The sequence below is a fragment of the Xylanibacter rodentium genome (assembly GCF_013166575.1).
In the GTDB taxonomy this organism is placed as follows: domain Bacteria; phylum Bacteroidota; class Bacteroidia; order Bacteroidales; family Bacteroidaceae; genus Prevotella; species Prevotella rodentium.
This window is the reverse complement of sequence record NZ_JABKKE010000001.1, coordinates 92,213-118,659: the sequence shown is the minus strand read 5'-3', so window position 1 is coordinate 118,659 and position 26,447 is coordinate 92,213. Positions and strand designations below refer to the sequence as shown.

Below are 26,447 nucleotides of genomic sequence, written 5' to 3'. Positions count from 1 at the left end.
AAGTGTTTAAAAAAGCAAGATTTCACATTTGGTACAATCCTAACCAACCATTTTGGAAAACGTAACTTCCTGCGTCGTTTCGGCTAGCTTGAAGGTTATGTGTGTGAAAGTGTAGTTGGACCAACAGCTGTTACAGAAGCTACGAATATACCTCCTGTGAAATCTTTGCCTGTAATTCTTTATTTAAATTAAACATTGTCCAGCGGGTGAAAATGTACTTTTGCTTCTTGGCAAAGCGCATTATCATCTGCTGATCTTTTATCTCTGTAATGCCTATCAATGCAAGAAGGCTTTGCTTGTATGCATCATCCACAAAGGGACAAGTCATCATATCAGCCGTGAGAATCGTGAGTTCTGAATTGCGTTTGCGCTCAGATTCCGCAACAAGCCGATACTTCTTTAAAATCTCTTTTTTCAATAAAGCCTTTTGTTCATAATAGCACTTGTGATTCGCATAGTAATACAATAATATAATACATGCGAAAAGGTTATACTGTAGTTCACTTTTACCAATGAATGATTTAATAACTTCCGGTGCGAGTAGATATGCATAGCCTAACTCTTTAGCCAATATTAATAGATAGAGGCTTTCATGCAAGGTGTTTCGATGTGTATCTGTTGTAGCCAGCACCAAGGCTATTTCATCTTGAATCTTTTTAAAGATAATATCCTTGCTTATCGTTTGGAATCTAACCTCCGGATTAACTTTGAAATCACCATGTCGTTTTCCATAGATAATGATGGAATTCATTATCTTCAGCAATTTCAATGTTGTATTTATCTGCCTGTTGCTATTGAACACGAAGAATACCACATCAATTAGAGATACAAGATAACTTGTGAGCTTCCTTTGTACTCGTTGTGCATGAATTTCAACCTCATCCTTATTCGCCTCTTCTTTTGACATCAGGCGCTCATACTTCTTGAAACCTATTTCATATCGATTAAGAAAAGCGTCAAGGCGTTGACTTATCTTCTCAAGCAGATAATTTGCTATATCGCGATATTCAATTCCGCATTCCCTTACTATTGCTTTTATTTGAGCATTTACGCTATTTGCAGACAGGTATATATTGAATTTCTTATCTAATATTTCTCTGTCTTTATCTAATTCTTCGTCTTCCGTTTCCTCCTCTTCTTCTGCGTTTAATTTTGATTCTACTTCTTCCCAAAGTGGAGTCGAGAATATAGTGCTCAGCAAATTTTCAATTTGCTGTTTGGCAATAGTCACCTTTGTTATAAAGGGCCTTTCAAACTCTTCTGTTTTGGATGGACTAATCTGCAATTTGAATTCCTTCAGCCATTTTGTTAGACTTTCCATGAAGAGATTCCTGTCATTTTCGTCATTATAGAAGAGGAAATAGTCGTCAACATACCGATAACACTCATAGGAGGATTTCTGACGGAGGTCTTTTCCCAATAGTTCCTGTTCAACCTTTTGATCTATATACTGAAGTATAATCTCTGCAAAGATTCGAGAAAACTCCGGACCTATTACGATACCATTCGTCTCGCGAGCATTGACCGATTGCATTAGATTATCAAATGCATCGCCAACCCATGAACCATGATATCCAGGTAAGACCTTTACCTTGTCCGCACCACCTGCTGTTGCCCAACTTATGGTATGGGTATAAATACTGTCGAAACAACTCTGTAGGTCGAACTTCACAAGAAGTTTGAATTTCTTTTCTGCACGCTGGTATCTGTAATCCTCATAGAACTTGTATATATTTGAATACTTCTCGTAGCTGAAATAAGTTTTCAAATTTTCATATTCATTGAAGAACAATTCAACTTTATCACTTTCATGCCCGGACAACCTTCGGTGAAGTCGATCTCTATAGTAAAAGTATTGTGCTATCTTGTGCGGTTTGCGAATAGAGTATTTACTCTGATTGCAAAGATAGAGTATAGAATACTTATACTGATCATAAAACTCCACAACCTGCCACTGGTTATACGGATGTATAATTGACAGCGTTCGGGTCTTATTCGTCTTGTGGGCGATATTAAATTGATATGGGTAGAATAGGGCACTATTCTTGTGTTTCAAATCACTTATTGGCTTACCATGCTCATAACAGCCAAAAAGTAATGCAGCAAAAGCAGATGAATCTTCTTCATCAGTTCGTTTTGTTTGTTTCAATTGTGTCTCTTTCTTTCCAACTTTACCTACCCATAGGTATTTTGCAAGAAATCTGTATAGATACTTGTTTGAGAAAATAATCGGACACTCGTATGGCAGAACGTCTGAAAAGAGTACTCGCTCTTTACTATAATTTAGTTTTACCTTTTTTCTACGCTTCATACCCACGATGATTTAATTGTTCGAAGTCTCTGCTTCTTTACTTTGTAACGCTTGTGAGGATAATCAAAACCCTTTGTAAAAGATAGTAATGCAAGCTTCCTTTTTAGACTTTCCTCTATTGCAGTTCTATGTGCAATTGCAATAGATTTCTTTGAAGAAAGATTTAGCCTACCTATATTGCGCTTCAGTTGTCCATCTAAATATGATAGATTTTTTTTATTATCCAATAGCTGATTGGAGTAAAAAATACCAACTTTAACCCCTTTCTTTGCGTTGTACAGATTTATGTTGCAGGTTAACACATGAAGCGCATCAAACAGATAGTGTGCTGCAACATCAAAACCTGCGATATCAATCATCTTATAAAAAGTTGTAAACGACTTATCTATTCTGCTTGTAATACGATCCAATTTGTCTTGAGAGAGCGAAAATAGTAGATTATCTTCTTTATCAATATGAATATTATATCCTAATAGATTAAAATCTAAATCTACGGTATTAGCCGAATCATAAGTGTAGCATTTCCCTGAACCATCTGATGGCGTATGTATATCTAATCCCATTTGGGAATAAATATTTTCAAGTTTATCAATGTACCAATCTATTGGTTTATGGTATTCATCTCTGATATCAGGATGAATAACAAGCACCATATCGTCCATATACCTACCAAGAAATAATATACCGGGCAATGTATACTTAATCATCTCATCTATCTTGGACAAATAGAATTCAGATAGTAGTGAACTGATAGCACAACCTCTTGGAATACCAGTTCGTGGAGTCGGTACACGTGGACGAAGATTCTTGACTTCAAACTCCTTTCTAATAAGTCCGTGCAAGAGGGATTTACTCTTTACATCAAGCAGATTGTTGCCCTCCAAATACTTAAATAATTTATCATGCGGTATCGATTCAAAGCAGTGACAAACATCCGTTCGGATGATATAGTACCTGCTTTTATCTTCCATTAATAACGTCTTTAACTGAAAAAGTATCTCGTGACGACTTGACATAGATATTTTAAACAGTTTCTTCATATTTCTGCAAAGGACTTGCATCGCGAAAAACTCTTCAGCTGTAGCTCCAATAGTATAAAGCGGCTTCTGCGGATCTTCTGACGCATCTGGAGTAAGGTTGAAACGAAAGCTGCTTGATAAAATCCTTGAAGACACTTTGCTAAGATGCTCTTGCAACAAGATTTTCTGTTGCTGAGCATTATTTTTCATCAATTGCTTCAACTTGTCAACCTCACTCGTTTCTTCCTCTGTGCGCTCAGCTTTTTTCTTTCTCAATATTTTATTTAGGTTCTTTCTCATTTCACGATACTCCTGAGCTTTAGCCAAATATTCAGGAGAAAGATACCTTTTCTGCATCTTTCCCTTCCTATTCACCGCATTGAACGCATCATATAGCGAATCGTAGTTATATGAGAAACTATATTGAGACATCTCTTTGAGTTTATCTATTTTTATATGTTTCGAAGAATACTCATTATTTCCGCTTGCAAAGATATAAAATTATCTGCTATATAAAGAGAAAAGGAGAGGAAAAAGTCCTCTCCTTAACCCTAAACCAAGTATCAGACATTCAAATCTTTCAACGCCAATCCATAGTTATCTTGCCCGAACAAGTCTTTATGGATAAGTTTCAAACCGAGTGTCTGATAATACTTGTAGTCGTCGCCTTCGGTGCAGAGGTATTTGTAACCGTAGCGTGGCATGTACTCCTTGAAGAAGCGAGCCAAATCTTTTAGGCTTTCTTCTTGGTTCTTTTTGAAGTTGCTGCGCACAATGATGATAGACCAGTCGGGGAAGTTGCCTCTTCCGTCGCTGTACTCCCAGAAGCGAATGTAGCAGTTTAAATCACGTTCACGGATGTCCACGCAAAAGCCATTGGCATTTTGCATCACGCTACAACTGTTTCTGTAGCCGAATTTCTCACACAAGTAGAGATTGAAATCAAGAATCAAATCGTTTTGTACCATAATTGATTGAGTTTAAAAAATTAATGAATAGTGAATTATAAACGAAAGCCTCGCTTGCGCTTAGCCTTTTTCTTTTTCATCAGGCGATTGAACTCGGCTTCTTCTGCGGCAGTGGCATCGTAGGATGAGTTGCCGTTTAGCAAGCCGAGACTGATGCTTGAGCCATCATCGGAATGGGAAACGCTTTGTTGTACATTTTCTTCCTTATGTCTGGATTCCTGTTTGGGTGATTCAAACAAGGATGCACAAGCATTCTCTTCTAGTCGGTTGTCGATATTCAAGTAGCTGAACTCTCGGCTAATCTTAGAGCCGGAGAAAGAAAAACCGTTGTACTCAAATTTTACACCCTGTATTTCCCGTGTAGTTCGGCTGACCTTGAATTTCATATCAATGTCTCGGTCGGCAAGTGCATCCTTTAAGTCAGCCCAATTTTGTACTTGGGACAGTTCCTCTTTCAACGCTTTGTATATCTCATGCTTTGCTCGGTCATAAGGGCGCAATCGTTCTTCCTTGATATGGTCTTTACCATTGGCAAAATGCAAGCGATATTTGGCGGTCAACATTTTGCAAACTTTCTCATTCCTGCGAAAGTCATTCTTGTCGCTAATCGTTTTGCCGTCATTGTCCACTCGATTAAAGACGATGTGGCAATGCGGATGTTCACGGTCGATATGCCGGGCAATGATATACTGCGTGTTTTCGATGCCCATCAGTTTCATGTAGTCGTGGGTAATTTGCAACATCAGTTCATCATCATGTTTCAAGCGTTCGCTATCTTCTGGTGAGAAGTTGAGCGAAGTATGTCCGACAATATTCTTTACCTTATCATTGAGTAGCGATTGTAACTCAAATTGCTCCGCCATCTGTTCGGGTGTACCTTCTACTCCAACTGCTTCCAGCAATTTGGATTTCTCCTCTTTGAGAACATAGCTAACACAGCCACCGAACGATGTCCCTTTAGTCTGTTTACCGATCATCTTTCAAACGTTTTATAAGTAGGTTAATGTGCTGAGCCATTTCCTTGCATCTGTCCGCTACAGCGAAGAAACCGTAGGTGTTTGCCTGTCTTGCCAACTGGTTAAGATTGATACTTTCGCCAATCAGTTGACGGATGATGTGGATATGCTCTTGCGTGATTCGTTCACGTACCGAACCGTTTTCGATGAGCGAACGGATCACTTCGCTTTGAGTCTGCTTGCTCCGTCTGCAAAGCGCACCAAGCCATGCGTATTGCTGATATGACAGACGGAGTGTTACTGTATATTTCTTTTCCATTTGAATCTGTTTTTAGTGAATAATGTGTGACCATTGGGAACCGCCTCCTCAGACTTTTTGAGGAGCAAGTGGTCGGGAAATGTAATACACCGACATTAACTTGCTACAGTAAAAAAAGTCTCGATTCCTCTCCCTAAGTTCAAAGTCTGAATCCTCGTTTCTTGGGTGGTGAAACCTTCGGTTGTGGAATGCCTTGTTGTACGCTGACGAGCTTTAAATCGAATGTTTCTATTAGTGCTTTCAAGACCGGATTCTTCCTTATCATTTGTTGAAGGATGGCTTCATCAGGCTTCACTTTGAGTAGATAATCGGCTATGTCGTACCCCTCTTTTCGCTCGTTTTCGGTGGCGTTGGCTTCCAGATAATCGAACATTCGCACCTCAATTCCGTAGCTTTTCATCAGCCCGATTTTGCTCTGCCAATAGTCGGTCGCTCCCAAGTCAGGGAATAACACAACGTTTCTTCCTGCTAGAACAGATAGGTTGTTGGCATTGAAACAGCCGTTCTTTCCACCTGATGCTATCCATAAGAATTGCGGCAGATAGTAGGAAGCGATGAGTGCTGTTTTCTCGCTTTCGACCAGTGCAACAGGACGGCTTTTGTCTTCAGGAAGCAGATGTTCACCAAAGAAGCATTGCTTCAAATTGTAATCGCCCTTGTGCAGTACGGAGTGTACCCACGTGACATGATTGTACGGTTCTTTTATCCGCTTACCTGTTTCGGAATTGTAAAGCATTATCTTACCCGTGCGAACTTTATTCTGATTGTCCGTCTGCCAGAATACGGTTGCACCGTCCCAATACTTGGATGTGCCAACCTTGTATCTCTTCATTAGCTTTAATGTTTCTGCCTCTCCGAACTGAGCCGATAGAAACTGAAACAACTTGTTCGCAGGATAGCCACGCAATGATTGGTTGACTATATCCAAATCCATGTAGGAGATGGCTATCGGTTTTACATCTTTAATAGGTGTATAACTTCCGAAGCTATTCTCAGCAAACTTTTCTTTTTCAGATGGATTCTGCTCAAAGTAATCACGAGGCGTGAAGTGATAACCGCATTTCTGCTCATGGTCACAACGACCTACGTAATCAGGGAACCGGATTTGTTTCTCTGTATCGATATACTTTGAAAAACATCTTTTGCGGTGGCAGTTCGGGCAAGTATGCCGGGTGCTGACACCTTTGTAGGGTTCTAATATGAATCTATGTGTACTCATTGTATGTTTCTTTTTATATGTGTCATTTTTGTCGTTATTGTCGTTTTCGCTTGGAAAGTGTCAAAACCGACAAAAATGTCACAGGTTAATCTTTGAATATTCTCCATGCTTCTCTTTGCGGAACAACTTCCCGATATTGTCATTGAGGAAGCGTTGAAATGTCCGCTCCTTCATTCCGTTTTGCTCGGCTACCTGTATAGCTTGGGCAGTAGTAAAGGAAGGAGGCAACAGATTGACTATCGCTTGTTGCTGGCTGTTGAGGGCATTTTCATTCAGAATATTCTGTACGCTCAATGCGGACTCTTTGAAATACTCCGTCAGTTTAATGGCTCTCTCCACGGCCAGCAGGTCGATACACGTCTTGTCACACTCTCCGCAAGTCCATCGTGCCAGTTGGATAATCAGGCAGAAGCGGATGATGTATATCTCCTGCTTGCAATAGATACTTACGATGGTATCATTTGTTTCCCGGTCGCACAGCTCTGAGAAATGGTGCTGCCACTCGTAAAGCCGTTTCTTGGCATCCTCTGAGAAGCAGAGAATTTGCGGGTCAATCTCTCCTTGTTCATTGAGGTTACACTCTGATTGTATAAGTTGGTCAATAATGGCATTCCATTCTTGTTCTATATCTTCCGGCAATTCTTTGTCATTCCATCGTGCCTTCTGTTGCAGATTGGGCATCACAAACAGGATGCGGTCGATAAACCCGTTGCTGGAGCGTTCACCTTTAGCCAACTCGTTCAGGATTTTCTTTTGGATAGTACCAATGACCGATATATACGGACGCTTGATGAAGATGAAACTCTTGGCATTCTTGCGGTCGGATATGGTGGTCTTGGCACTGAATACCGAAAGCCAGAACTGTTCTTCCGAACCGTTGTTGTATCGATTGAAGTTCTTGAACCAAGCGGATAATTCATCGGCCCACAAGCATAGCCCGCGTTTATTTTGCGCATGAATGAGGCTCAATCCTTCGGGCGTTACATCCGAAACCAAGAAGCGTTTGCGGATAGGCTCTTGCGGAAATTGCTCTCCACCGCTTTCCGCACGTTCCTTGCGGCTCATGCTCATCAGCTCATCGTACTTGGCAAGAGCCTTTTCAAATTCCTGATTCTGTCGGTAGTCATAATCAAGAAACGGTTTCATCGCAAAGCTGAGCGGATGGCTTTTGTTAGCTCCCGGTCTTCCAATCAATGCCATATACAGGATGGGGCTTTCCAGCCAGCCTTGTTTGATTTGGGCAAGATGCATGTTACCTATGCCGACCGCTATTGCCGTAAGGATGGCTGCGGCGATGTAGTCAGTAGGGTAATTATGGCATTCGTGTACCTCGCTGATGATGCGTTGGATTTTTGTCGGAAATATGCTGACTGGAAAATCAGTACCCGCCAGTCGCATACTTAAATCAACCGCTTTGTCAATGATGGATGCCGGATTAATAGAATATGTATCCATAGCTACACTCATTTAAGTTTCACGGATGATTTGGGCTTATGACGGACACTGCCTTGCATATTTGCCAGCATCTCCTCATATGTTTGTTCGGAAGTCTTTTTCCGTCCGTTCTCAATCCAAGAAAGAAGTTCGTCCTCGTAGAAATAGAGCTTCTTACCTTTCTTATAGGCAGGAAGCAGTCCCTTGCGTACCAAGGTATAAATGGTTGGTTTGGCTTTTCTGATGATACGGCAAGCATCCTCAATTTCAACCAACACGTGTTTGTCTGATGTAGGAGGTTGAAGTTCCGACACCATTCTTTTCAACTCGATGACCTGTTCGGTCAGATAATCTACCGCTTCGGGCAGCTTATCAAATGTTACTGTTTCTTTTTGCATACGTCGCTCGTTTTTAATTGTTCGACGGCAAAGGAAACAGGTGTTTCAATGGTGGAATTATTCACCAAAATATAACTGATGAATAACTTTTTGAAGGTGGTTGGCCGTGATTACAAGGAATTTAGCTACCTTTGTACTTGTAAAATAGGTACAGTTTTAAAGATAAGTTCTACACAATGAAAAAAATGTTGTTATTCTTTTCAAAGCCAATAGTTGGTGGTGTTTTATCATTGATAGGATTATTGGAAATTCTATTTAGTATTCCATCATCATATATTACATACCCTATACCATTGTGGATAATTGTTCTGGCAATAGGTCTCGTTATACTATTGCCATACCTATGGAAGCGTTTAAAAATCTTATACTATATAAGGAACTATACATCTGATTCATTTGGTGGGTCTTGTCTATATAAGTGGTGTTGGGCTAGGACATCGGATAAATTCAATGTTTATGGATATTTTCCTATCCGTATAGATGTTGTGGAAAATGTAAAGTTAGACCCTAATATACCTGTGTTTGATTGTGCTCATCATTATATTCACAATGAAAATTTATTGGCAGAATATATAATGATATGTTTATACCATAAGGTTGAAAATACGAAACAAACAAACTTGTTTGTTCAACAGCTACATAGCTTAGAGGCTCATTATTCTAGTCAAAATAGAAGGTAGCTTCTTGGTTATGCAATCTTTCTATCCAGCTTAATCTTGCACTCAGATTCCGTGTGCGACATTTTGCGCTCAATGGTGGATATTTCCGAATCACGGAGAGTATGAGCAAATACTCTTTTTATGAATGTGGCAGTCTGTAGGCGTGGTTTGCCGAATACCTTGCCGATATTCCAACCAAAGTGCATGATGTCAATGGTTTTTAATTGAGCATCTACCTTTATCTGCTCAACTTTAGGCAGGGAATCTGAGAAGTAGTATTCTGTGATATATCCACATAGACGATTAAGGTCAGTTTCGCTAAGATAGAGAACTAAGTGTTGTTTCGTATATGAGAGAACCTTATCTAACTTTTCTTGCGATGCCCGTTCCTTTTCGGCCATAGCATTGGCACGGAATATCTCGTATTCTGTCGGTTGCTTGGATTCTTCGATAGATATATTATTGATAGTAGAAGGTGTGGCTTCTTCCTTTGGAAGTTCTGCCACGTCTTCATTAAGTTCAAGACACGAAGGAGTAGAAACTTCTTCTGTTGTGTCAGATGTAGTTTCGACTTCGGGTTCTGGTTCTGGTTCAGAAATGATAGGTTCTGAATTTATAGTATTTTCGGCAAGTCCCGTGTGTGCCACTGGAGATTCTACCGCTATAGCCTTATTGCGGTAACACTCAAATCTCATAAAGCACTTCTCTATTGTCGGTGAAAGAAGTTGGCTGAATACCATTTGTAGATTGAGATAGATAGCTCCTATGACAATGGAGCATACCACCAAAATAAGGTAGCCGCTGAACTCATCCCAACCATAGTGCAATGCGGTCTGACGGGCTAAAATACCAATGATGACGATTGTTCCGAAAACAATCAGATTCAAAGTAATATGTTCTGTCTTTTTCTGCTCCATAATGATATATGTTAATCGTTTATGTGCAAATATATATCATTTGCAAGATGTGTAGATACATTTCCCGAGAAGTGGTAGCTTTTGGCACCGATAGGTAGCATTTTTCTATGCCACCTGTGCCACAATAGCAAAGGAAAGTCCGACATGGGACTAGCCTACATCGGACTTTTAAGTTGTGGGTATTAGCAATTGTAAGTGTTAGCTGACCTTATTGGAATAAATAGTGATATGTTCTTCTGCTTGGAGGCAACTTTATTGATAACCCATTTCCTGAATTCAGCTGAATGTCCAGTATTTATTTGGTAGGATAGGGCTATAATCATGTTGAGATTATACACGTCGGCATAATTCCCATTCTTTAATCTTATACATTGGCAGACTTCATACTCCTTTAAGATATTGGCTTTCAATATCGTTTTTATGCGAAGATTGATAGCTCCAACCGTTGTATAAAACAAGTCGGCAATCTCCCAAGAGGTCATCCATACTTCGCTATCAGAAATATGGATGCCTTGCCCGTTGTTTGTTATGATTCCTCGTTTCATAGGTGTATTTATTTCAGTGAAATCTTATTGGCTGTCTCCCGTTTTTTCACATTAACCAAATCTGCATAGATTTGAGTGGTGGAAACGTTTTTGTGGGTTAGCATCTTTGAAACCGTATAAATATCTGTACCTAAAGAGATTTGGATAACTGCGTAGGAGTGACGAAATCCGTGGAAGGTTATCGGCTTCGTTATTCCTGCCTTTTTGAGCCGGTTCTTCAGCGGATAGTTAATCATGCTTCGCTGTAATCCTTTGAATACCTTACTTGTGTCGGGCGTACCGAATAGTTCGTAGGCTTCGTAACTGATGGGGAGCGTTGCTTCTGTTTGGGTTTTCTGTGTTCTGATACGCAAACAATAGCCTTGGTCGGGAGCGATGGCAAAGTCTTCCCATTGAAGATTGAGAATATCGCTGATACGTAAGCCTGTCAGACAAGCAAACAGAGAAGCGACTTTCAGAACGGGGATGTCGCAAGGGGTGGCGGCAAGTTGTTTCACTTCGTCCAGTGTCAGATACTCTTTCTTCACATCTTGTGGCTCAATCTTATCAAGGTAGTCATTGATGTTTTCTCGAAACCATTTATCTCGATAGGCAATCTTTAATAATCCTCTAAAAGTGGAGTAATAACCGGATGCCGAATTGAGGGATATGGGGCGATTGCTATGTTTGAGTTGTTTGGCGTTCAACAGATACTCTCTGAACTTCTTGCACAAGTCCACATTTACCTCACCAAAGGTACATTGCCCTTTGACGAAGTTATAGAAATGCTGATAGACAAACATCCATTTCTGATCCTTACTTCGGCACATCTTCTTGAAGTAGGCGAGGAAGTCGTCTTTTTGTTTGGTCTTATCCAAGAAGCCGAACTCTTCATTGATGAGCGACTGTACCCTGATGCAACGGATAGCCTCTGCCTTGTTCAACATATCGTTGTTAAACTCCCGTTTCATTTCGTTTTTCGGGTGGGCATAGATGTAAATGCCGAGGTATTCCCGACGGCTCATCTGCATGGTTTCGGGGTTACGAATTGCCGGATAATAGTCCAGATACAAGGAGATGCGATTATTCCGAATCGCTCTCTGACAAACTGTTACTTTTGTACACGTGTGTGTCATACTTTTTAATATTTAGAGTTTTACATTTGTTTGATGCAAAGGAATAAGGTGATTCAATGGTGGGTACATTCACCGAAAAATAACTTATCCAATCTTTGGAGCTTCAAGCAATTTCTCCAATTCAGGTTTGGAGATAAGCGTGTATTTGCCTTTTTTGACCTTTGGGATATTATGATACTTCGCATAATGATAGAGTTGGTCACGGGTAAGATTGAATTTCTCCATTGCTTCGGCTACCGTATAATACTGTGGCTCTTTGGGTGGTGCCACACCTTTGGCTATATCCACGTGCTTCTTGGAATAATAAACCATGATACCCTCTTTCTTCTTCGGGATGTCGTTCTTGGAAACGAAAGTGTAGATAGCGGATAAGGTCATGCCGAATTTTTCCTGCATTTGTTGTGTGTTGTACCATTCGGTAATGTCGGGGTTCGGAGCTTTCTTGGCAAAGTAAGCATCCATGTGTTTCTTACTCCAGTAGGTCTTGCCACGATTGAAAGTCCGAGGTATGTTGTTCTTCTTAGCCACCAAGAATATCCATGATTCGTTTACATGATATTTCTCTTTGACTTCGGCGGTGGTGTAGAAGTCAGTGATAGGGGCTTTTTCTTTGGATTGTTTGTTTTCTGCTTCTTGAACAAAAAAGTCTGTCATATCTTCTATGTCAGCTTTGCGAATAAGTGTTTTTCTTTCAATTCGGATTACCTTGATTACTCCATTGCGGATATAGCGATATATGGAAGTGCGCCCGATATTTAATAGTTCGGCTACTTCTGATGGGGTAAGATACTCTTTGTTTAAGTTTGGAGGTGTCTTGATGCTTTTCCCAAGTTTGTGTTGCAGACTTTCAATGCGCTGTTTCCTAACCCTGTCTTTATAGGCAAGGTTTGCGCATCGGTGTGAACAATACTCTGTGGTGGTCTTATGGGCTATGAAAACAGCATTGCACCACTTAAATCTTTTCTGAATGTCTATTCTACTACTCATTTTATTTATCCGTTTATTTCGCCAAATATGTTTCATCGCGTACCACCACGTACCATGACGTACCAGTGTATCCACTAAAATCGGAGAGTAACAAGCGAGCAACAAATGCGGTACAAAAATGAGCTAAAAAAGCCCTATAAACGATAATCATCGCTTATAAGGCTAAAAAGAAAGGCGCTCAAAATGAACGCCTTAATAATCATTGATGATATGTGCTAATCGTTGGTAATCACCCCTTACTTTCCGACGCAGAAATGCTTGAAGATATTTGCTAAAACTTCGTTTGTGTTAATTTGGTTGCCAGTTATTTCGGCCAGATGTTCTATGCATATGCGTAGATCTTCGCTGAGCAAATCACCGCTAAGCCCGAGATTTAATCCATCAATTACTCGAATTATACTCTTATGTGCGAGGATAAGAGAGTTATAATGCCTGGCAGATGTGAGTATTACATCATTTTCGTGTATGGCAGGAATGTCGGCCAAACGATATATCGTGTTACGCAGAGTTTCGGTGTTGTTGCCTGTTGCAGCGCTGATGCCTATAATTTCTATATCAGATGATGGTATTGTCGTTTTTGTCTTTGTATCTGTAATTTCAGTATTGTAATTTGAAGATAAGTAAGTGCGGTTTTCTTCGTTGCTATCTGTAATATAAGATTGGGTTATGCAATAGAATAGCTTGGAGAGTTGTGTGGTAATATCGGTTATATCGGTCTTGTTATTGACCACTATCAACTTTTTGTTATGGCAGCGGCTTATTATATCCCTGCATTCTTCGTGAGACGGAATGGAATCTACAATCCATAAAACAATGGTTGCGTCATTCAGTTTCCGGTAAGTGCGCTCTATTCCGATGCGTTCTATCTCGTCGTCAGTGGTACGCAATCCGGCCGTATCTACGAACCGGAAAGTAACTCCGTTAATGTCGGTCGTATCTTCTATTACATCACGTGTTGTACCGTGTATGTTGCTTACAATGGCTTTATCTTCTCCTACCAGTAAGTTGAGCAGTGTGCTTTTACCGACGTTTGTCTTCCCGACTATGGCTACCGGTATGCCTTGCTTGATGGCGTGGCCAGAAGCGAATGTTGATGTCAGGTTGTTGATGTGTTGGGATATCGTGTTTGCTAATGACAATAACTCAGTGCGGTCTGCAAATTCCAGCTCTTCATGGTCACTGAAGTCGAGTTCCAGTTCGATGAGAGATGTCATTTTCAGCAGACGGTCTCGCAGTTGTGACAGTTCGGTGCTGATATTACCACGTAATTGTCCGATTGCAATACGGTGGGTTGCGCTGTTGGTGGCTGCGATCAGATCGGCCACGGCTTCAGCCTGGCTTAAATCCATTTTGCCGTTGAGAAACGCACGTTGTGTGTATTCGCCCGGTTGTGCCTGTCGGCATCCGGCATCAATGAGCAGTTGTAGAACTTTATTGAGGATATAACGTGAACCGTGACATGATATTTCAGTGCTGTCCTCGCCGGTATACGAATGAGGGGCACGGAATAATGCCACGAGAACATCATCTATGATATTCCCTTCGGAATCTGTTATTGTTCCATAATGTATTGTTTGTGTGCGCGCTTTCTTGAGATGTCCGGCTGTGGTACTTTCATTTCCGTCCTTCTTTCTGCATACATTGGCAGGACGGAAAATGCTATCGGTTATGTTTATAGCCAGACTTCCTGATATACGTATTATTCCAATGGCGCCCCCGGCCGGTGTGGCGAGGGCGCATATTGTATCATTTGCCATTTATATATATGTCAGATTCGTTCCAATACTTTTTCTATCAGATTGTCGATAGTATTTTTGTATCCTGTATTTGCCTGTTTCTCCAGTCTGTTGGCTATTACCATACAGCATGTTGTAGCTTTGTGTCCCATCAGTCGGGCCAGTCCTGCAATGGCCGAACTTTCCATCTCAAAGTTTGTGATGCGGTGACCGTTATGTACAAATCGTTCTATTTTCTTATTTTGGTCAGGGTCGGATAGGGGAATGCGCAACTCACGTCCTTGCGGGCCGAAGAATCCTCCACAGGCTATAGTCACTCCGCGTACCATGTCGTTTGCCGCGATACGCTCGGTCAGTTCCTTGTCTGCGTCTATCACATATGGTGAGCCGAGCTGTCTGTTCCAATTCATGTGTTTGGTGAATGCCTGTTCAAAATCCAAGTCGCACACCTCGTTGCGTCCAGCATAGAAATTCAGCAGCCCGTCGAACCCGATACTTTTCTCACTTATTATAAATGTTCCAGTCGGAGTGTATGGCTGCAGTCCTCCGCATGTACCGATGCGTACAAAGGTCAGTTGTCGGTGTGCTTCGTTTTCTGTACGTGTCTTGAAGTCTATATTTGCAAGAGCGTCCATTTCGTTCAGAACAATGTCTATATTATCGCAGCCTATGCCTGTGCTCTGTACAGTGATGCGTTTGCCGCGGAAAGTTCCTGTGACAGTTCGGAATTCTCGATTTTCCGTTTCGCATTCACGTCTGTCGAAATGTGATGCCACGAGTTCCACTCGTCCGGGATCTCCAACGAGGATTATCTTGTCGGCCATCTGCTCCGGTTTCAAGTGAAGATGGAATATGCTTCCGTCTTGATTGATTATCAGTTCCGATTCTGCAAAATATTTCTTCATAATATCGTTATTTTTAAGTTGATTTTTTACTTAGAACTGTTCTTTGTCTATTTCAGCAGTCAGACAAAAGTGTAGTCTATTCTTTTTTGACATAATATTGGTTTTCAGAGTTTCTTATGTCCTTTTCCAATTGTTTTATATCCATTTCCAGACGCTCATATTGTTTTTCGCTTTTTAGTATCTCCTCTTTTAGTTCGTTTCGTTCTTGAGCATTGGCTTTGGAGTAATACTTGCGTGCCTTGTCTAATGCTGTGGCAAGAGTATTCAGATTTGATGTCATCGTTTTCAGTGTTTCAAACCTTTGTATATTTTCCTTCGAACGGAAATCGGCTGACGTTCGGTATATCGTGTTATTATTGATGACGAAGCGCATTCGGCTGCCGTTGTTATTTTCTCTTTTCCCTTCTGTAATGCTTTTTAATCTGGCCATGGCCTTTGACCTGATGCTCTTGTTCTCCCAAGTATCGGATATTTTAGCTATGCGTGCAAACCGTTCAATCTGTTCCGTCGAGTATGCCTCAGTCTGATATGTCTGCCGTGTGTCCGACGGAATGAATATGTATATACATACTTTGCCTTCCAGTTGGTTGCGGTCTGTGACAAACCATCCTATGCTGTCAAGCTCGTCCACTGCATACATATAGTCGTTTGCCTCAGAGTTGAAAGGCATTCCAATATTCTCGGGCTTGAGATACTGACCCGTTTCGGAGTCGAACCGTGTGACAAAAATATCATATCCACCGATACTTTCCGTGCCTTTGGCTGCAAAATATAATGTGGTGCCGTCGGCCATCATGAACGGGAATGACAAGGAGTTGTATTTTTCTTTGTCGTATATGCCTTTAAGTTCTACCGGTTCGGTCCAAGTCTTGTCCAACATGTCACTTGTGTACAATTTCATGTCGCATGTGTCTCCAAGCGAATAGTAACATTTATTGCCCATTTCGTTGATATGTATATATGATTCGGGCAACTTGTCGGTTGCAAAGAAATCGTTGTATCTATGCAGTGAGCCGGCTTCGTCATTGAGTCTGTATTCTTTCAGAAAAGTATTTTTGTCTGCTACGATACTGTCAATGAACATTACTTTCTGTGTTGAGATTGTCATGCTCTCAATCCGTGGATCAACATTCTCTTTTGTTTCTTTTGCGGGCTTTGCCTTCCGTGCAATCTTTCTTTGCGCCGGCGAGTATGTGAAAGCCAGTATTGCCATTATTACGAATAAAAACGTTCTCTTCATTATGTCTCTGTTGTTTTAGGATTAACAAAGGTAATGAAAAGATTCATTACCTCATAATGTATTAACAAAAATTAAAGACTACTCAATCAACTTATTCTCTGCTTCAAGTGCGTTCCATACGGAATACCTTATTTCCGGATTTGTTTTTTCCAGTTCTTCAAACATCTTTCCGATTGCAGTTCGGTTTGTTTCCCGCTCGTGTGGACATCGCTTGAGCTGTTTTTCGTAGCCTTGTATTTCTGCATACATTCTTATGTCGGCCTCAGCCACCAGACATAGTGGTCTGATGATGGTAAGGGGCATCTTGTTTAATTTCAGACTTGCCGGCATTGTGGAGAAGCGTCCTTGGTAAAATGTGTTCATCAACGCAGTGTGTATGATGTCGTCCATATGATGGCCGAGAGCAATCTTGTTGCATCCTGATTCTTGGGCAAATCTGAGTATTGTTTTGCGTCTGTACCACGAACAGAGAAAACATGTCGGTTTGCGGCAATCGTCTTTCTTGTCGAATCGTGTAGTGACGATATGCAATGGTACGCCAAACCGTTCTGCGAAGTTTTTCAGGTATGCCGTATCCGATTCGTAATTTATGTTTTCTATTTTTATGTGTATGGCTTCGACACTGAATTCCGGCTTGTTTATCATAGCTCTTCTACCAAGCATCTCCAACAGACACAATGAATCCTTTCCACCTGACAGACCTACAAGAATTTTGTCTCCATCTTCTATAAGTCGATAGTCGGAAAGCGCTTTTCTAAAGCGTTTTACAATTTTTCTTTCAAGTTTGTCTTTATTGTTGCTCGCTGGCATGGCATCACTTCATGAATACAAGATATACTGCAAACACTATCAAAAGGAAAGCAAGTGCATGGTTCCATTGCAGGTTCTGTCCGTGAAACATGATATTTGCCATTATAACAAATACAACCAAGCTGATACATTCTTGTATAACTTTCAACTGTACAAGACTAAATGGGCCTCCGTTGTCTTGAAAGCCTATGCGATTGGCCGGCACCTGACAACAATATTCAAAAAAGGCGATAGCCCATGAAAATACAATTACTCCCACCAATGGCCAGTTGCTTGATGTGCCATTCTGTTGCAATTTAAGATGCCCATACCAGGCAAGTGTCATGAACACATTGCTTAGTATGAGCAGTAATACTGTATACAGCCCGTTCATTTGTTTTGTTCTTCCATTAGCTGTTTGTCCATGTTTTCTGCTGCACGCCGTCCGTCTCCCATTGCGAGTATCACGGTGGCTCCGCCCCGTACTATATCACCTCCGGCAAACAGGTCGTGGCGCGACGAACGCATCATGTCGTTTACTGTTATAGTATTCTTTTTCCCAAGTTCAAGACCCGCTACAGATTTCGGGACGAGTGGGTTGGGGGATACGCCTATCGCCACTATCACTTGGTCTACATCTATTACCTTTGTCTCTCCTGTCGGTTCCGGACGCCGGCGTCCTCCTTCGTCCGGCTCTCCGAGTCGCATTACCTCGAGTACAGCCTGCTTGACGGTTCCGTTTGCGTCACCGATATACTCTATTGGGTTGTGCAATGTGAGAAAGTTTATTCCCTCTTCACGAGCATGTTTCACTTCTTCAATCCGTGCCGGCATTTCTGTTTCCGAACGGCGGTATACTATGGTCACCTCAGCTCCCAAGCGTTTTGCCGTGCGGCATGAGTCCATGGCGGTGTTGCCTCCACCTACCACCATCACATGTTTTCCAAAGTTCATTGGAGTGTCGGTATCGGGATTGGCAGCATCCATCAGATTCACTCGTGTCAGGTACTCGTTTGACGACATGACGTTGATAAGGTTTTCACCGGGTATACCCATGAAGTTGGGGAGCCCCGCACCGGAGCCGACAAATATGCCTTTGAATCCGTCGTTTTCCAATTGTTCGATTGAAATGGTCTTTCCTACAATACAATCTGTAGTGAAGTGCACTCCCATCTTTCGCAGGTTGTCTATTTCTACGTCCACAATACTGTTGGGCAGACGGAATTCCGGTATGCCGTATTTCAGCACTCCGCCAATTTCATGAAGAGCCTCGAAAACGTGCACGTCGTAACCGCGTTTTGCCATATCTCCTGCAAAACTCAGTCCCGATGGTCCGGAACCAACCACGGCAATTTTTATATTGTTTGCCGGAGCCATTTCCGGCACGGATATCAGCCCGCTTTGGCGTTCATAATCTGCCGCAAATCTTTCAAGATAACCGATGGCAACGGCCGGCTTGTTCATTTTCAGATATGTACACCGGCTCTCGCATTGCTTTTCCTGAGGGCATACCCTGCCACACACAGCAGGCAGAGCGGAAGTCTGTTTCAGGACTTTGGCTGCCGATAGGAAATCGCCTCTTTCTATGTTTTTTATGAACGTCGGAATGTTTATGTTCACCGGACATCCTTCCACACAACTTGGGTTGACACAATCAAGGCATCGTTTGGCTTCCTGCATTGCCATTTCCGGTGTCAGTCCTATGTTGACTTCTTCTGTGCGTGTTGTAGCTCGGTAGTCGGCGTCCAGTTCCGGCATTGTCACTCTTTGTATCGTTGTGCGATCTTTCGGTTTCAGCGATGCGCGCAATACCTTGCGCCATTGTGCCTCGCGTGATGTCATTTCCTGTACGTTTTCTGCGGTCGTATCGGTTTTCATACCGCCTTTACAGTTGTTGGCAGTCCCGTTTTCAGCCGGCACACTGCTGTCCGGAGCCTTGAGCTCAGCATCCGGCGATGCGTTTGCTGCGGTTTTAAAATGTTCCAGTTCCTCTTGTTCGGCGCGTTTGAATGTTCCCATGCGTTTGAACATCTCGTCCCAGTCGACCAGCGAACCGTCGAATTCCGGACCATCTATACACACAAACTTGGTCTTGCCGCCTATAGTCAGTCGGCAGGCTCCGCACATGCCGGTGCCGTCTACCATGATGGTGTTGAGCGACACGTCGGTCGGTATACCATATTTCTGTGTGAGCATGCAGCAGAACTTCATCATTATCGGAGGTCCTATTGCAAAAGCCTTGTCCACATGACCTTCTTGCTGTATCAGTTTTTCCATGCCGGCCGTCACCATGCCTTTTTCACCGTAAGAGCCGTCATCTGTCATTATGATAAGCCGGTCGCTACTTGCGCGCACCTCGTTTTCCAATATAATCAGGTCTTTGTTACGTCCGGCAATGACTGACAATACTCTGTTGCCTGCAGCTTTCAGCGCCCGGATGATGGGAAGCATCGGAGCCACGCCGACACCACCCCCGGCACAAATCACTGTGCCGAACTTTTCAATGTGTGTCGGTGTGCCGAGGGGTCCCACCACATCGGCTACATTGTCACCTTCGTTCAACCGGCACAGCTTGATTGACGACAGACCAACCTCCTGCACTACAAGTGTTATTGTGCCGCGTTTTATATCAGAGTCTGCTATGGTCAGTGGCATGCGTTCTCCTTTACTGTCGATGCGCACAATCACGAAATTGCCTGCCTTACGGCTCTTTGCTATCATCGGAGCCTCTATCTCAAAGAGAAAAACTTTCTCTGAGAAACGCTTTTTCTTTACTATTCTGAACATGTTGTTGAAGATTTGGAGGTTGGAAGCATACGACTTTTAAAAGTTTTTGTCGTCCAATATCTCAAAACCGCAGTAGGGTACGAGACACTTCGGTACCCGTATGCCTTCCGGTGTCTGATTGTTTTCTATGATAGTGGCCACTATTCTAGGTAGGGCCAAAGCCGAACCGTTCAGTGTATGGCACAATTCCGTCTTCTTGGTTTCGTAGTTGCGGTAGCGGCATTTCAGTCGGTTGGCCTGATAGCTTTCGAAATTCGATACTGATGAAACTTCCAGCCAGCGTTTCTGTGCGGCACTATACACTTCGAAGTCGTAGCATATGGCAGAAGTGAAACTCATGTCACCGCCACAGAGACGTAGTATGCGGTAGGGCAGTTCGAGTTTTTTTACCAGACCTTCCACGTGTTCAAGCATTTCGTTGAGACTTTCGTACGAGTGGTCCGGAGTGTCGATACGTACAATCTCAACCTTGTCAAACTGATGCAGACGGTTCAGGCCGCGCACATCCTTGCCATAACTGCCGGCTTCACGGCGGAAGCATCCGGAGTAGGCACAACGCTTGATGGGCAAGTCTTTCTCGTCGAGAATCACGTCACGGAATATGTTTGTCACCGGAACTTCGGCCGTAGGAATCAGGTATAGGTTGTCCTCGTTGCAGTGGTACATCTGTCCTTCTTTGTCGGGCAACTGCCCCGTACCATATCCGGATGCCTCGTTGACAACATATGGCGGCTGTACTTCCAGATAGCCGCTCTTGCGTGCTTCCTCAAGGAAGAAAGCTTCCAATGCGCGTTGCAAACGGGCCATTTTACCGATGTATACAGGAAATCCCGCTCCTGTGATTTTAACACCGAGGTCAAAGTCTATCAGATTATATTTCTTGCATAGATCCCAATGACACATGGCTTCCTCGCCCAAATCGGGCATCTGACCGCCTTCTTTCACCACCACATTGTCCTCGGCACCGGCACCTTCCGGTACATCGTCGTTGGGGATATTTGGAATCGAGCACAAGAGTGTCGTCAGTTCCTTTTCCGCTTTGGTCATCTCATCTTCCAGAATCTTGTCGGATTGTTTCAGTGCGGCTACTTTTGACTTTATTTCTTCAGCCTCTTCTTTCTTGCCTTGCTTCATCAGTGTTCCCACTTGGGCAGCCATAAGTTTGGCTTCTTGCTTGTTCTTGTCTGATTTTGCTTGTGCTTCACGACGGCGTCTGTCTGCTTCGAGCACATTTTCAATGGCTTCTTTTGCACCTTTGAAGTGCTTTTTTCCCAAGCCCTTTATCACACGTTCAGTTTCTTCACTGATTAATTTGAGTGTAAGCATAATATTATTATATTATTTTTTTATAAACTATTCTTAAATATCATGCAAAGATACGGAAAAAAGATTAAAGACGATGGTTTTTTGTCGCTTAAAATCGTTGTCTTAAATGTTAAAAACAACATTGCGGTCTCTTCCATATCTGCATTGGCAATGCGTGGGCTGGAGGGCAGTGTAGGGTGACGTGGAATATAATTGATAATAACGGCAGAAGTCCCATTTCTCTGAATGCAGAGATATGGGACTCCTGTTGTTTGTTTGGAATAAATTATGTATTGTTTATTTCTTCGGTTTATGCTTCTGCGTCAGGTATAACCGAAACTATACTCTTGTCACGACGACCACGCTTGAAGTTTACAACTCCATCCACTAATGCGTAAAGGGTGTCATCTTTGCCGATGCCCACACCGTTGCCGGGATTGTGTTTTGTACCACGCTGACGAACAATGATGTTGCCTGCAATTACCTTTTGGCCACCCCAAATCTTAACGCCTAATCTTTGTGAAGCTGATTCACGGCCGTTCTTCGAACTACCAACACCTTTTTTATGTGCCATTTTCTACTTCCTCCTGATTTTTAAGCGATTACTTGTTTGATTTCTACCTCTGTGAATTGTGCGCGGTGACCATTCTTCTTGCGATAGTCCTTTCTACGCTTCATCTTGAATACGATGACTTTATCGCCCTTTACCAGGGGATTCAACACCTCACATACAATCTTTGCACCGTTTACGGTAGGTGCACCGACCTCGACAGTGCCGTCCTTGTCTACGAGCAGCACCTTTTCGAATTCAACAGCCTGACCTTCCTTTGCGTCACGGATGTGGTGAACAAAGAGCTTTTTGCCTTGTTCGGCCTTAAACTGCTGACCGTTAATTTCTACAATTGCGTACATTAATATTATATTAAACGGTTTTTTCCGGCAGGCGGACATGCTTCGTGCTATCACTTGTTTGAGCCTCCACGGACTAAATCGGGCGCAAAGTTACTATATTTAAATGGATTTGGTGGAGAGATAATGAAACAAAAACCACTGATTTAACAATAATTAAACATTTGCATTATACAACAACCATTGTCTGACGTTGGATTTATAACTGGTTTGATTTTCAAATGCCTCTTTTACAAATCGAAACAGCACATTTATACTCACTTGAATAAATATGAGCAAACGCACCGAAAGCGTGTCCTACCGGTAATTGAAACATGGTTAAGTGTATTCGATGAAAGTGTCCCGTATAAAAAAATAAAGCGATGACCTTCACAGGCAGTCGCTCCATATACTTCAATAGGTATTAGTACCTTTTAAGGTAAAAAGATTGTTTTCAGGATAACGATGCAAAGATATGGCTTTTTTTTATATTTCCCAAACTTTTATTGATATATTTTTGAAATATTTGTTGTGTGGGCGCACAATATTCGTTGTGCCTGATGGTGAATTTGTCTTTACAGACTCAATCCGCACCAAGCACTTCTTTTAAGAATTCATCTTCGCTGATTATCCGAACTCCAAGTTTCTCGGCTTTTTGGAGTTTTGAAGGTCCCATGTTCTCACCTGCAAGGACGAATGACGTCTTTGAACTTATCGAACCGGAATTTTTACCGCCGTATTTCTCTATCATGGCCTTGTACTCATCGCGGCTGTGGCGGCTGAAAACACCGCTTATCACTATCGTCCGGCCGGCCAGTCGGTCGTCTGTGCCAGCCATTTGGTCTTCGCTCAATTGCATCTGTACGCCATAGTCGCGCAGTCGCTCCACTATTTTCATGTTTACAGGATCGTGGAAATAGGTTATCACGCTGCGCGCTATCACTTCGCCAATACCTTCCACCTGCATCAGTTCGTCGATGCCGGCAGAGGCCAACGCATCCATCGTCTTGAAATGGCGGGCAAGGAGTTTGGCTGACGTCTCGCCCACAAACCGTATGCCGAGAGCAAACACCACCCGTTCGAAGGGCACCTGTAGCGAGTCGGCTATGCCCTGTACCACTTTGCGGGCTGACTTCTCACGGCTGCCATCACCGTTAATCTGCTGTACTTGGATATCGTAGAGGTCGGCCACATTATGTATCAGTCCGCGGCGATAGTACTCGTCTACAGTTTCCGGTCCCAGGCTGTCTATATTCATCGCTTTGCGCGATATGTAATGTTCTATGCGTCCTTTTATCTGCGGCGGACATCCCGAATCATTCGGACAATAGTGTGCGGCTTCGCCTTCTGGACGTATCAGCGTGGCACCACATTCAGGGCAGTACACGGCAAACTTTACAGGTTCGGCATCGCTTTCTCGGCTTTTCTCGTCCACACCTACAATCTTCGGTATTATCTCGCCGCCTTTCTCCACATACACATAGTCGCCGATATGAAGATTGAATGAACGGATAAAGTCTTCATTGTTGAGCGTGGCCCTGCGTACTGTTGTTCCGGCAAGTTGCACGGGTTCCATATTGGCTACGGGGGTTATATGGCCTGTACGTCCCACTTGGAATGTCACCTCGTTCAGACGTGTACGCTCACGTTCGGCCTTGAATTTGTATGCTATGGCCCATCTTGGGCTCTTGGCTGTGTAACCGAGAGCACGCTGCTGTCGCAAAGAATTGACCTTCAGCACTATGCCGTCAGTGGCTACCGGCAGATTGCTGCGCTCTTTGTCCCAAAACCTTATAAATTCGTATATTTCTTCAAGGGTCTTGACCTTGCGCATGCCATCGCTTGTCTTGAATCCCCACCCATGGGCGGTTTCAAGATTCTCCCAATGTCCGTCAAAAGGCAGCTCGTCGCCTAACATATAATACAGATAGGCATCCAATTGGCGGCTGGCTACAAGTGCGGAGTTCTGGCTTTTCAGCGTTCCGCTTGCCGCATTGCGCGGATTGGCAAAGAGCGGCTCTTCGGCTGCCTCACGTTCCATATTCAGGCGTTCGAACACCCGCCACGGCATAAGTATCTCACCGCGTATTTCAAATTTCTCCGGAACTTCCGCATTTACTACCAATGGAATTGATTTTATTGTCTTCACATTGGCCGTGACGTCGTCACCGCGCACCCCGTCACCTCGTGTAACGGCACGCACCAGACGTCCGTTCTCGTATGTCAGACTGATGGACAGTCCGTCGTACTTCATCTCGCAGCAAATCTCGAAGTCTTCGCCACCCAATCCTTTCTTTACCGAATTGTAGAAGTCCGCCACCTCTGCCTCGTTGTAAGTATTTGACAGTGAGAGCATAGGATAGCGATGTTCTACCTGAGTGAACTCACGGTTTATGTCGCTTCCCACTCTCTGTGTCGGAGAGTTGTCGTCGGCCATCTCCGGATGTCGTGCCTCAAGTTCCTGCAGTTCGCGCATCATCATGTCAAACTCCATGTCGCTTACAGTCGGCATGTTCAGTACATAGTATCTGCGATTGTGCTCATGCAGCTCGTTGCGTAGCTGTAATATTCTGTCTTTCTCGTTCATGCGAAATGTTTTCTATCTTGTTATCATATTCAATACCTATCACAGTGGACAAATCAGTGGACAAATGCAAGAATATGCTTCTGTAAACTTCATAAGAATCGAGTTCTTGATACACCCACTTGGAAAATACGACTACAAAGTTATGACAAAAAGACCATAAAACCAAACTACTTGCATATAATAAAAATGAAAGTAGTGTATCGAAAGTGTCTGACTGTTATGATATTGTTGCATCAGAACGGCCAGTATTGCATTGCGAAAGTGGCACTTTGAGTATGTAAAAGTGCCACTTTGGGGATGTGAAAGTGGCACTTTAGGAATGCGAAAACGGAACTTTGGGGATGCGGGAATTTTGCTATTTCTGCATAAAGGGTATTGTTTTCAGAGGCATAATGACACATTTTTGGGGCCTCAATCCACGATTCTTTGCCTGGAAATACGATTTTCAGAACCCTAAGGCATGTTTTTGCATTTCTGCCCCACATGCCTTTCTGTAGGAATGAGAGAAAACCCGCGTAAAAACGGGCCGGATTGATTCTCCAAAACGGAGATTTCGGTATGAAAACAGCGAAATGAATTCTCCGTTTTGCCATTTCATGTGTTAAAAACGTGTTTTTCGTATGCTGAAATAGCATTTTTCAAAGTCATTTCTCCGAGTTTTCTATGGACGGAATTTTGCTGAATATTTACATTTAAAGATAAAGGAAAGTCGTGATGTGCTGTGTAACAGAGACTCATATATGATGTGTGGAGGCTATTTTTATTTACAATTGATGTTGTGATTTATTACGGAGAATTCGGAGAATCTCCGAAAACAGGATGTGTGTATTATGTTATAATCTGTAAGTAAATATTTTATATAATAATCTATTATTTAAATACATAATATGTATTTAAATAATAGATTATTATATACCCTGTGAAATCATATGTAGTGCATACTCCTTTTTCGGAGATTCTCCGAATTCTCCGTTTTTAAAACGCACCAACCAATCTTACATAAACGGTCCTTAATTGTATCCAATGGTCTGTATAATAACGCTTATTCCACGGCAATACCGTTAATAAAACGCGACACATGTTGTAAGGAATATCGAAAAAAGTCATTACCAAAATAGCGTTTTTAACACATGAAATGGCAAAACGGAGAATTCATTTCGCTATTTTCATACCGAAATCTCCGTTTTGGAGAACATTCTCAGCTTTTTGGAGAATTCGTCCGAAAGAGGTAAATGCACATTTCCCGGCCGGTGGTTTCAAATTGAAAGTAATCCGTTTCTTTTTTTGTATGCTTCGTGTGCTTTTTATTCTTTTTGCTAAAAACTTATCGTATATGCTTCATTGCATTCTAATAATAAAATCA

The 26,447-nt window shown here is 42.5% G+C and carries 22 protein-coding genes; all 22 read right to left on the bottom strand.

Going from position 1 to position 26,447, the window contains the following annotated elements; all coding sequences use genetic code 11:
- Positions 1-139: 139 nt before the first annotated feature.
- The 22 genes from drt3b to ligA all read right to left on the bottom strand — a co-directional run bounded on the left by drt3b (position 140) and on the right by ligA (position 25,084).
- Positions 140-2,311, bottom strand: coding sequence for an antiviral reverse transcriptase Drt3b (drt3b, locus tag HPS55_RS00490; RefSeq protein WP_216653090.1), 2,172 nt, complete (start codon positions 2,309-2,311; stop codon positions 140-142).
- On the bottom strand, positions 2,308-3,687 hold the full coding sequence (drt3a, locus tag HPS55_RS00485; RefSeq protein ID WP_253945754.1) for an antiviral reverse transcriptase Drt3a: 1,380 nt from the start codon (positions 3,685-3,687) through the stop codon (positions 2,308-2,310). The genes drt3b and drt3a overlap by 4 nt, the downstream gene beginning before the upstream one ends.
- Positions 3,688-3,893: 206 nt before the next feature.
- Positions 3,894-4,298, bottom strand: coding sequence for a hypothetical protein (locus HPS55_RS00480; protein WP_172173450.1), 405 nt, complete (start codon positions 4,296-4,298; stop codon positions 3,894-3,896).
- 35 nt (positions 4,299-4,333) lie between these two features.
- Positions 4,334-5,275 carry a relaxase/mobilization nuclease domain-containing protein gene (locus tag HPS55_RS00475; protein ID WP_151872349.1) on the bottom strand — a complete coding sequence of 314 codons (942 nt, stop codon included), beginning with the start codon at positions 5,273-5,275 and terminating at the stop codon, positions 4,334-4,336.
- Positions 5,265-5,573: a MobC family plasmid mobilization relaxosome protein gene (locus HPS55_RS00470; RefSeq protein ID WP_172173448.1), complete on the bottom strand. Its 309-nt coding sequence runs from the start codon at positions 5,571-5,573 to the stop codon at positions 5,265-5,267. The genes HPS55_RS00475 and HPS55_RS00470 overlap by 11 nt, the downstream gene beginning before the upstream one ends.
- Positions 5,574-5,712: 139 nt before the next feature.
- Positions 5,713-6,792: a DUF6371 domain-containing protein gene (locus HPS55_RS00465; protein WP_172173445.1), complete on the bottom strand. Its 1,080-nt coding sequence runs from the start codon at positions 6,790-6,792 to the stop codon at positions 5,713-5,715.
- A 78-nt stretch (positions 6,793-6,870) separates the two neighbouring features.
- Positions 6,871-8,247: a DUF3987 domain-containing protein gene (locus HPS55_RS00460; protein WP_172173442.1), complete on the bottom strand. Its 1,377-nt coding sequence runs from the start codon at positions 8,245-8,247 to the stop codon at positions 6,871-6,873.
- Between the two features lie 8 nt (positions 8,248-8,255).
- The gene (locus HPS55_RS00455; RefSeq protein WP_172173439.1) at positions 8,256-8,624 is read right to left on the bottom strand and encodes a helix-turn-helix domain-containing protein; all 369 of its coding nucleotides are present in this window, start codon (positions 8,622-8,624) and stop codon (positions 8,256-8,258) included.
- A gap of 688 nt (positions 8,625-9,312) precedes the next feature.
- The gene (locus HPS55_RS00450) at positions 9,313-10,200 is read right to left on the bottom strand and encodes a mobilization protein (RefSeq protein WP_172173436.1); all 888 of its coding nucleotides are present in this window, start codon (positions 10,198-10,200) and stop codon (positions 9,313-9,315) included.
- Positions 10,201-10,382: 182 nt separating this feature from the next.
- Positions 10,383-10,745 (bottom strand): lipofamily protein, encoded by a 363-nt coding sequence (locus HPS55_RS14140; RefSeq protein WP_121772253.1) that lies wholly within the window; start codon positions 10,743-10,745, stop codon positions 10,383-10,385.
- 8 nt (positions 10,746-10,753) lie between these two features.
- Positions 10,754-11,860 (bottom strand): tyrosine-type recombinase/integrase, encoded by a 1,107-nt coding sequence (locus tag HPS55_RS00445; protein ID WP_172173433.1) that lies wholly within the window; start codon positions 11,858-11,860, stop codon positions 10,754-10,756.
- An 84-nt stretch (positions 11,861-11,944) separates the two neighbouring features.
- Complete coding sequence (locus HPS55_RS00440) at positions 11,945-12,847, bottom strand: helix-turn-helix domain-containing protein (RefSeq protein ID WP_172173430.1); 903 nt, start codon at positions 12,845-12,847, stop codon at positions 11,945-11,947.
- A gap of 236 nt (positions 12,848-13,083) precedes the next feature.
- Complete coding sequence (mnmE, locus tag HPS55_RS00435; RefSeq protein WP_172173412.1) at positions 13,084-14,604, bottom strand: tRNA uridine-5-carboxymethylaminomethyl(34) synthesis GTPase MnmE; 1,521 nt, start codon at positions 14,602-14,604, stop codon at positions 13,084-13,086.
- Positions 14,605-14,615: 11 nt separating this feature from the next.
- Positions 14,616-15,488, bottom strand: coding sequence for a nucleoside phosphorylase (locus HPS55_RS00430; RefSeq protein WP_172324640.1), 873 nt, complete (start codon positions 15,486-15,488; stop codon positions 14,616-14,618).
- 76 nt (positions 15,489-15,564) lie between these two features.
- Positions 15,565-16,728 carry a hypothetical protein gene (locus HPS55_RS00425; protein ID WP_172173406.1) on the bottom strand — a complete coding sequence of 388 codons (1,164 nt, stop codon included), beginning with the start codon at positions 16,726-16,728 and terminating at the stop codon, positions 15,565-15,567.
- A 78-nt stretch (positions 16,729-16,806) separates the two neighbouring features.
- Positions 16,807-17,538: a tRNA 2-thiocytidine biosynthesis TtcA family protein gene (locus HPS55_RS00420; RefSeq protein ID WP_172173403.1), complete on the bottom strand. Its 732-nt coding sequence runs from the start codon at positions 17,536-17,538 to the stop codon at positions 16,807-16,809.
- A 4-nt stretch (positions 17,539-17,542) separates the two neighbouring features.
- Positions 17,543-17,911, bottom strand: coding sequence for a DMT family protein (locus tag HPS55_RS00415; protein WP_172173400.1), 369 nt, complete (start codon positions 17,909-17,911; stop codon positions 17,543-17,545).
- Entirely contained in the window at positions 17,908-20,304 is a 2,397-nt protein-coding gene (locus tag HPS55_RS00410) for a bifunctional dihydroorotate dehydrogenase B NAD binding subunit/NADPH-dependent glutamate synthase (protein ID WP_172173397.1), read from the bottom strand. Before HPS55_RS00410 ends, HPS55_RS00415 begins: the two co-directional genes overlap by 4 nt.
- A 36-nt stretch (positions 20,305-20,340) precedes the next feature.
- Positions 20,341-21,630: a serine--tRNA ligase gene (serS, locus tag HPS55_RS00405; RefSeq protein ID WP_172173394.1), complete on the bottom strand. Its 1,290-nt coding sequence runs from the start codon at positions 21,628-21,630 to the stop codon at positions 20,341-20,343.
- Positions 21,631-21,919: 289 nt separating this feature from the next.
- Positions 21,920-22,183 carry a 50S ribosomal protein L27 gene (gene rpmA / locus HPS55_RS00400; RefSeq protein ID WP_172173391.1) on the bottom strand — a complete coding sequence of 88 codons (264 nt, stop codon included), beginning with the start codon at positions 22,181-22,183 and terminating at the stop codon, positions 21,920-21,922.
- Positions 22,184-22,203: 20 nt separating this feature from the next.
- The gene (gene rplU / locus HPS55_RS00395) at positions 22,204-22,521 is read right to left on the bottom strand and encodes a 50S ribosomal protein L21 (protein ID WP_172173388.1); all 318 of its coding nucleotides are present in this window, start codon (positions 22,519-22,521) and stop codon (positions 22,204-22,206) included.
- A 559-nt stretch (positions 22,522-23,080) separates the two neighbouring features.
- A complete protein-coding gene (gene ligA, locus HPS55_RS00390) occupies positions 23,081-25,084 on the bottom strand; it encodes an NAD-dependent DNA ligase LigA (protein ID WP_172173385.1) in 2,004 nt (667 codons plus the stop codon).
- Positions 25,085-26,447: the final 1,363 nt, after the last annotated feature.

Bases quoted from the DNA above. Each gene is read 5' to 3' on its own strand.
- serS (WP_172173394.1), bottom strand. From the start codon at position 21,630: ATGCTTACACTCAAATTAATCAGTGAAGAAACTGAACGTGTGATAAAG.
- drt3a (WP_253945754.1), bottom strand. From the start codon at position 3,687: ATGCAGAAAAGGTATCTTTCTCCTGAATATTTGGCTAAAGCTCAGGAG.
- HPS55_RS00465 (WP_172173445.1), bottom strand. From the start codon at position 6,792: ATGAGTACACATAGATTCATATTAGAACCCTACAAAGGTGTCAGCACC.
- HPS55_RS00440 (WP_172173430.1), bottom strand. From the start codon at position 12,847: ATGAGTAGTAGAATAGACATTCAGAAAAGATTTAAGTGGTGCAATGCT.
- HPS55_RS00470 (WP_172173448.1), bottom strand. From the start codon at position 5,573: ATGGAAAAGAAATATACAGTAACACTCCGTCTGTCATATCAGCAATAC.
- HPS55_RS00480 (WP_172173450.1), bottom strand. From the start codon at position 4,298: ATGGTACAAAACGATTTGATTCTTGATTTCAATCTCTACTTGTGTGAG.
- ligA (WP_172173385.1), bottom strand. From the start codon at position 25,084: ATGAACGAGAAAGACAGAATATTACAGCTACGCAACGAGCTGCATGAG.
- HPS55_RS00460 (WP_172173442.1), bottom strand. From the start codon at position 8,247: ATGGATACATATTCTATTAATCCGGCATCCATCATTGACAAAGCGGTT.
- HPS55_RS00425 (WP_172173406.1), bottom strand. From the start codon at position 16,728: ATGAAGAGAACGTTTTTATTCGTAATAATGGCAATACTGGCTTTCACA.
- mnmE (WP_172173412.1), bottom strand. From the start codon at position 14,604: ATGGCAAATGATACAATATGCGCCCTCGCCACACCGGCCGGGGGCGCC.
- HPS55_RS00420 (WP_172173403.1), bottom strand. From the start codon at position 17,538: ATGCCAGCGAGCAACAATAAAGACAAACTTGAAAGAAAAATTGTAAAA.
- HPS55_RS00410 (WP_172173397.1), bottom strand. From the start codon at position 20,304: ATGTTCAGAATAGTAAAGAAAAAGCGTTTCTCAGAGAAAGTTTTTCTC.
- rpmA (WP_172173391.1), bottom strand. From the start codon at position 22,183: ATGGCACATAAAAAAGGTGTTGGTAGTTCGAAGAACGGCCGTGAATCA.
- HPS55_RS00475 (WP_151872349.1), bottom strand. From the start codon at position 5,275: ATGATCGGTAAACAGACTAAAGGGACATCGTTCGGTGGCTGTGTTAGC.
- drt3b (WP_216653090.1), bottom strand. From the start codon at position 2,311: ATGAAGCGTAGAAAAAAGGTAAAACTAAATTATAGTAAAGAGCGAGTA.
- HPS55_RS00415 (WP_172173400.1), bottom strand. From the start codon at position 17,911: ATGAACGGGCTGTATACAGTATTACTGCTCATACTAAGCAATGTGTTC.
- HPS55_RS00450 (WP_172173436.1), bottom strand. From the start codon at position 10,200: ATGGAGCAGAAAAAGACAGAACATATTACTTTGAATCTGATTGTTTTC.
- HPS55_RS14140 (WP_121772253.1), bottom strand. From the start codon at position 10,745: ATGAAACGAGGAATCATAACAAACAACGGGCAAGGCATCCATATTTCT.
- HPS55_RS00455 (WP_172173439.1), bottom strand. From the start codon at position 8,624: ATGCAAAAAGAAACAGTAACATTTGATAAGCTGCCCGAAGCGGTAGAT.
- HPS55_RS00430 (WP_172324640.1), bottom strand. From the start codon at position 15,488: ATGAAGAAATATTTTGCAGAATCGGAACTGATAATCAATCAAGACGGA.
- rplU (WP_172173388.1), bottom strand. From the start codon at position 22,521: ATGTACGCAATTGTAGAAATTAACGGTCAGCAGTTTAAGGCCGAACAA.
- HPS55_RS00445 (WP_172173433.1), bottom strand. From the start codon at position 11,860: ATGACACACACGTGTACAAAAGTAACAGTTTGTCAGAGAGCGATTCGG.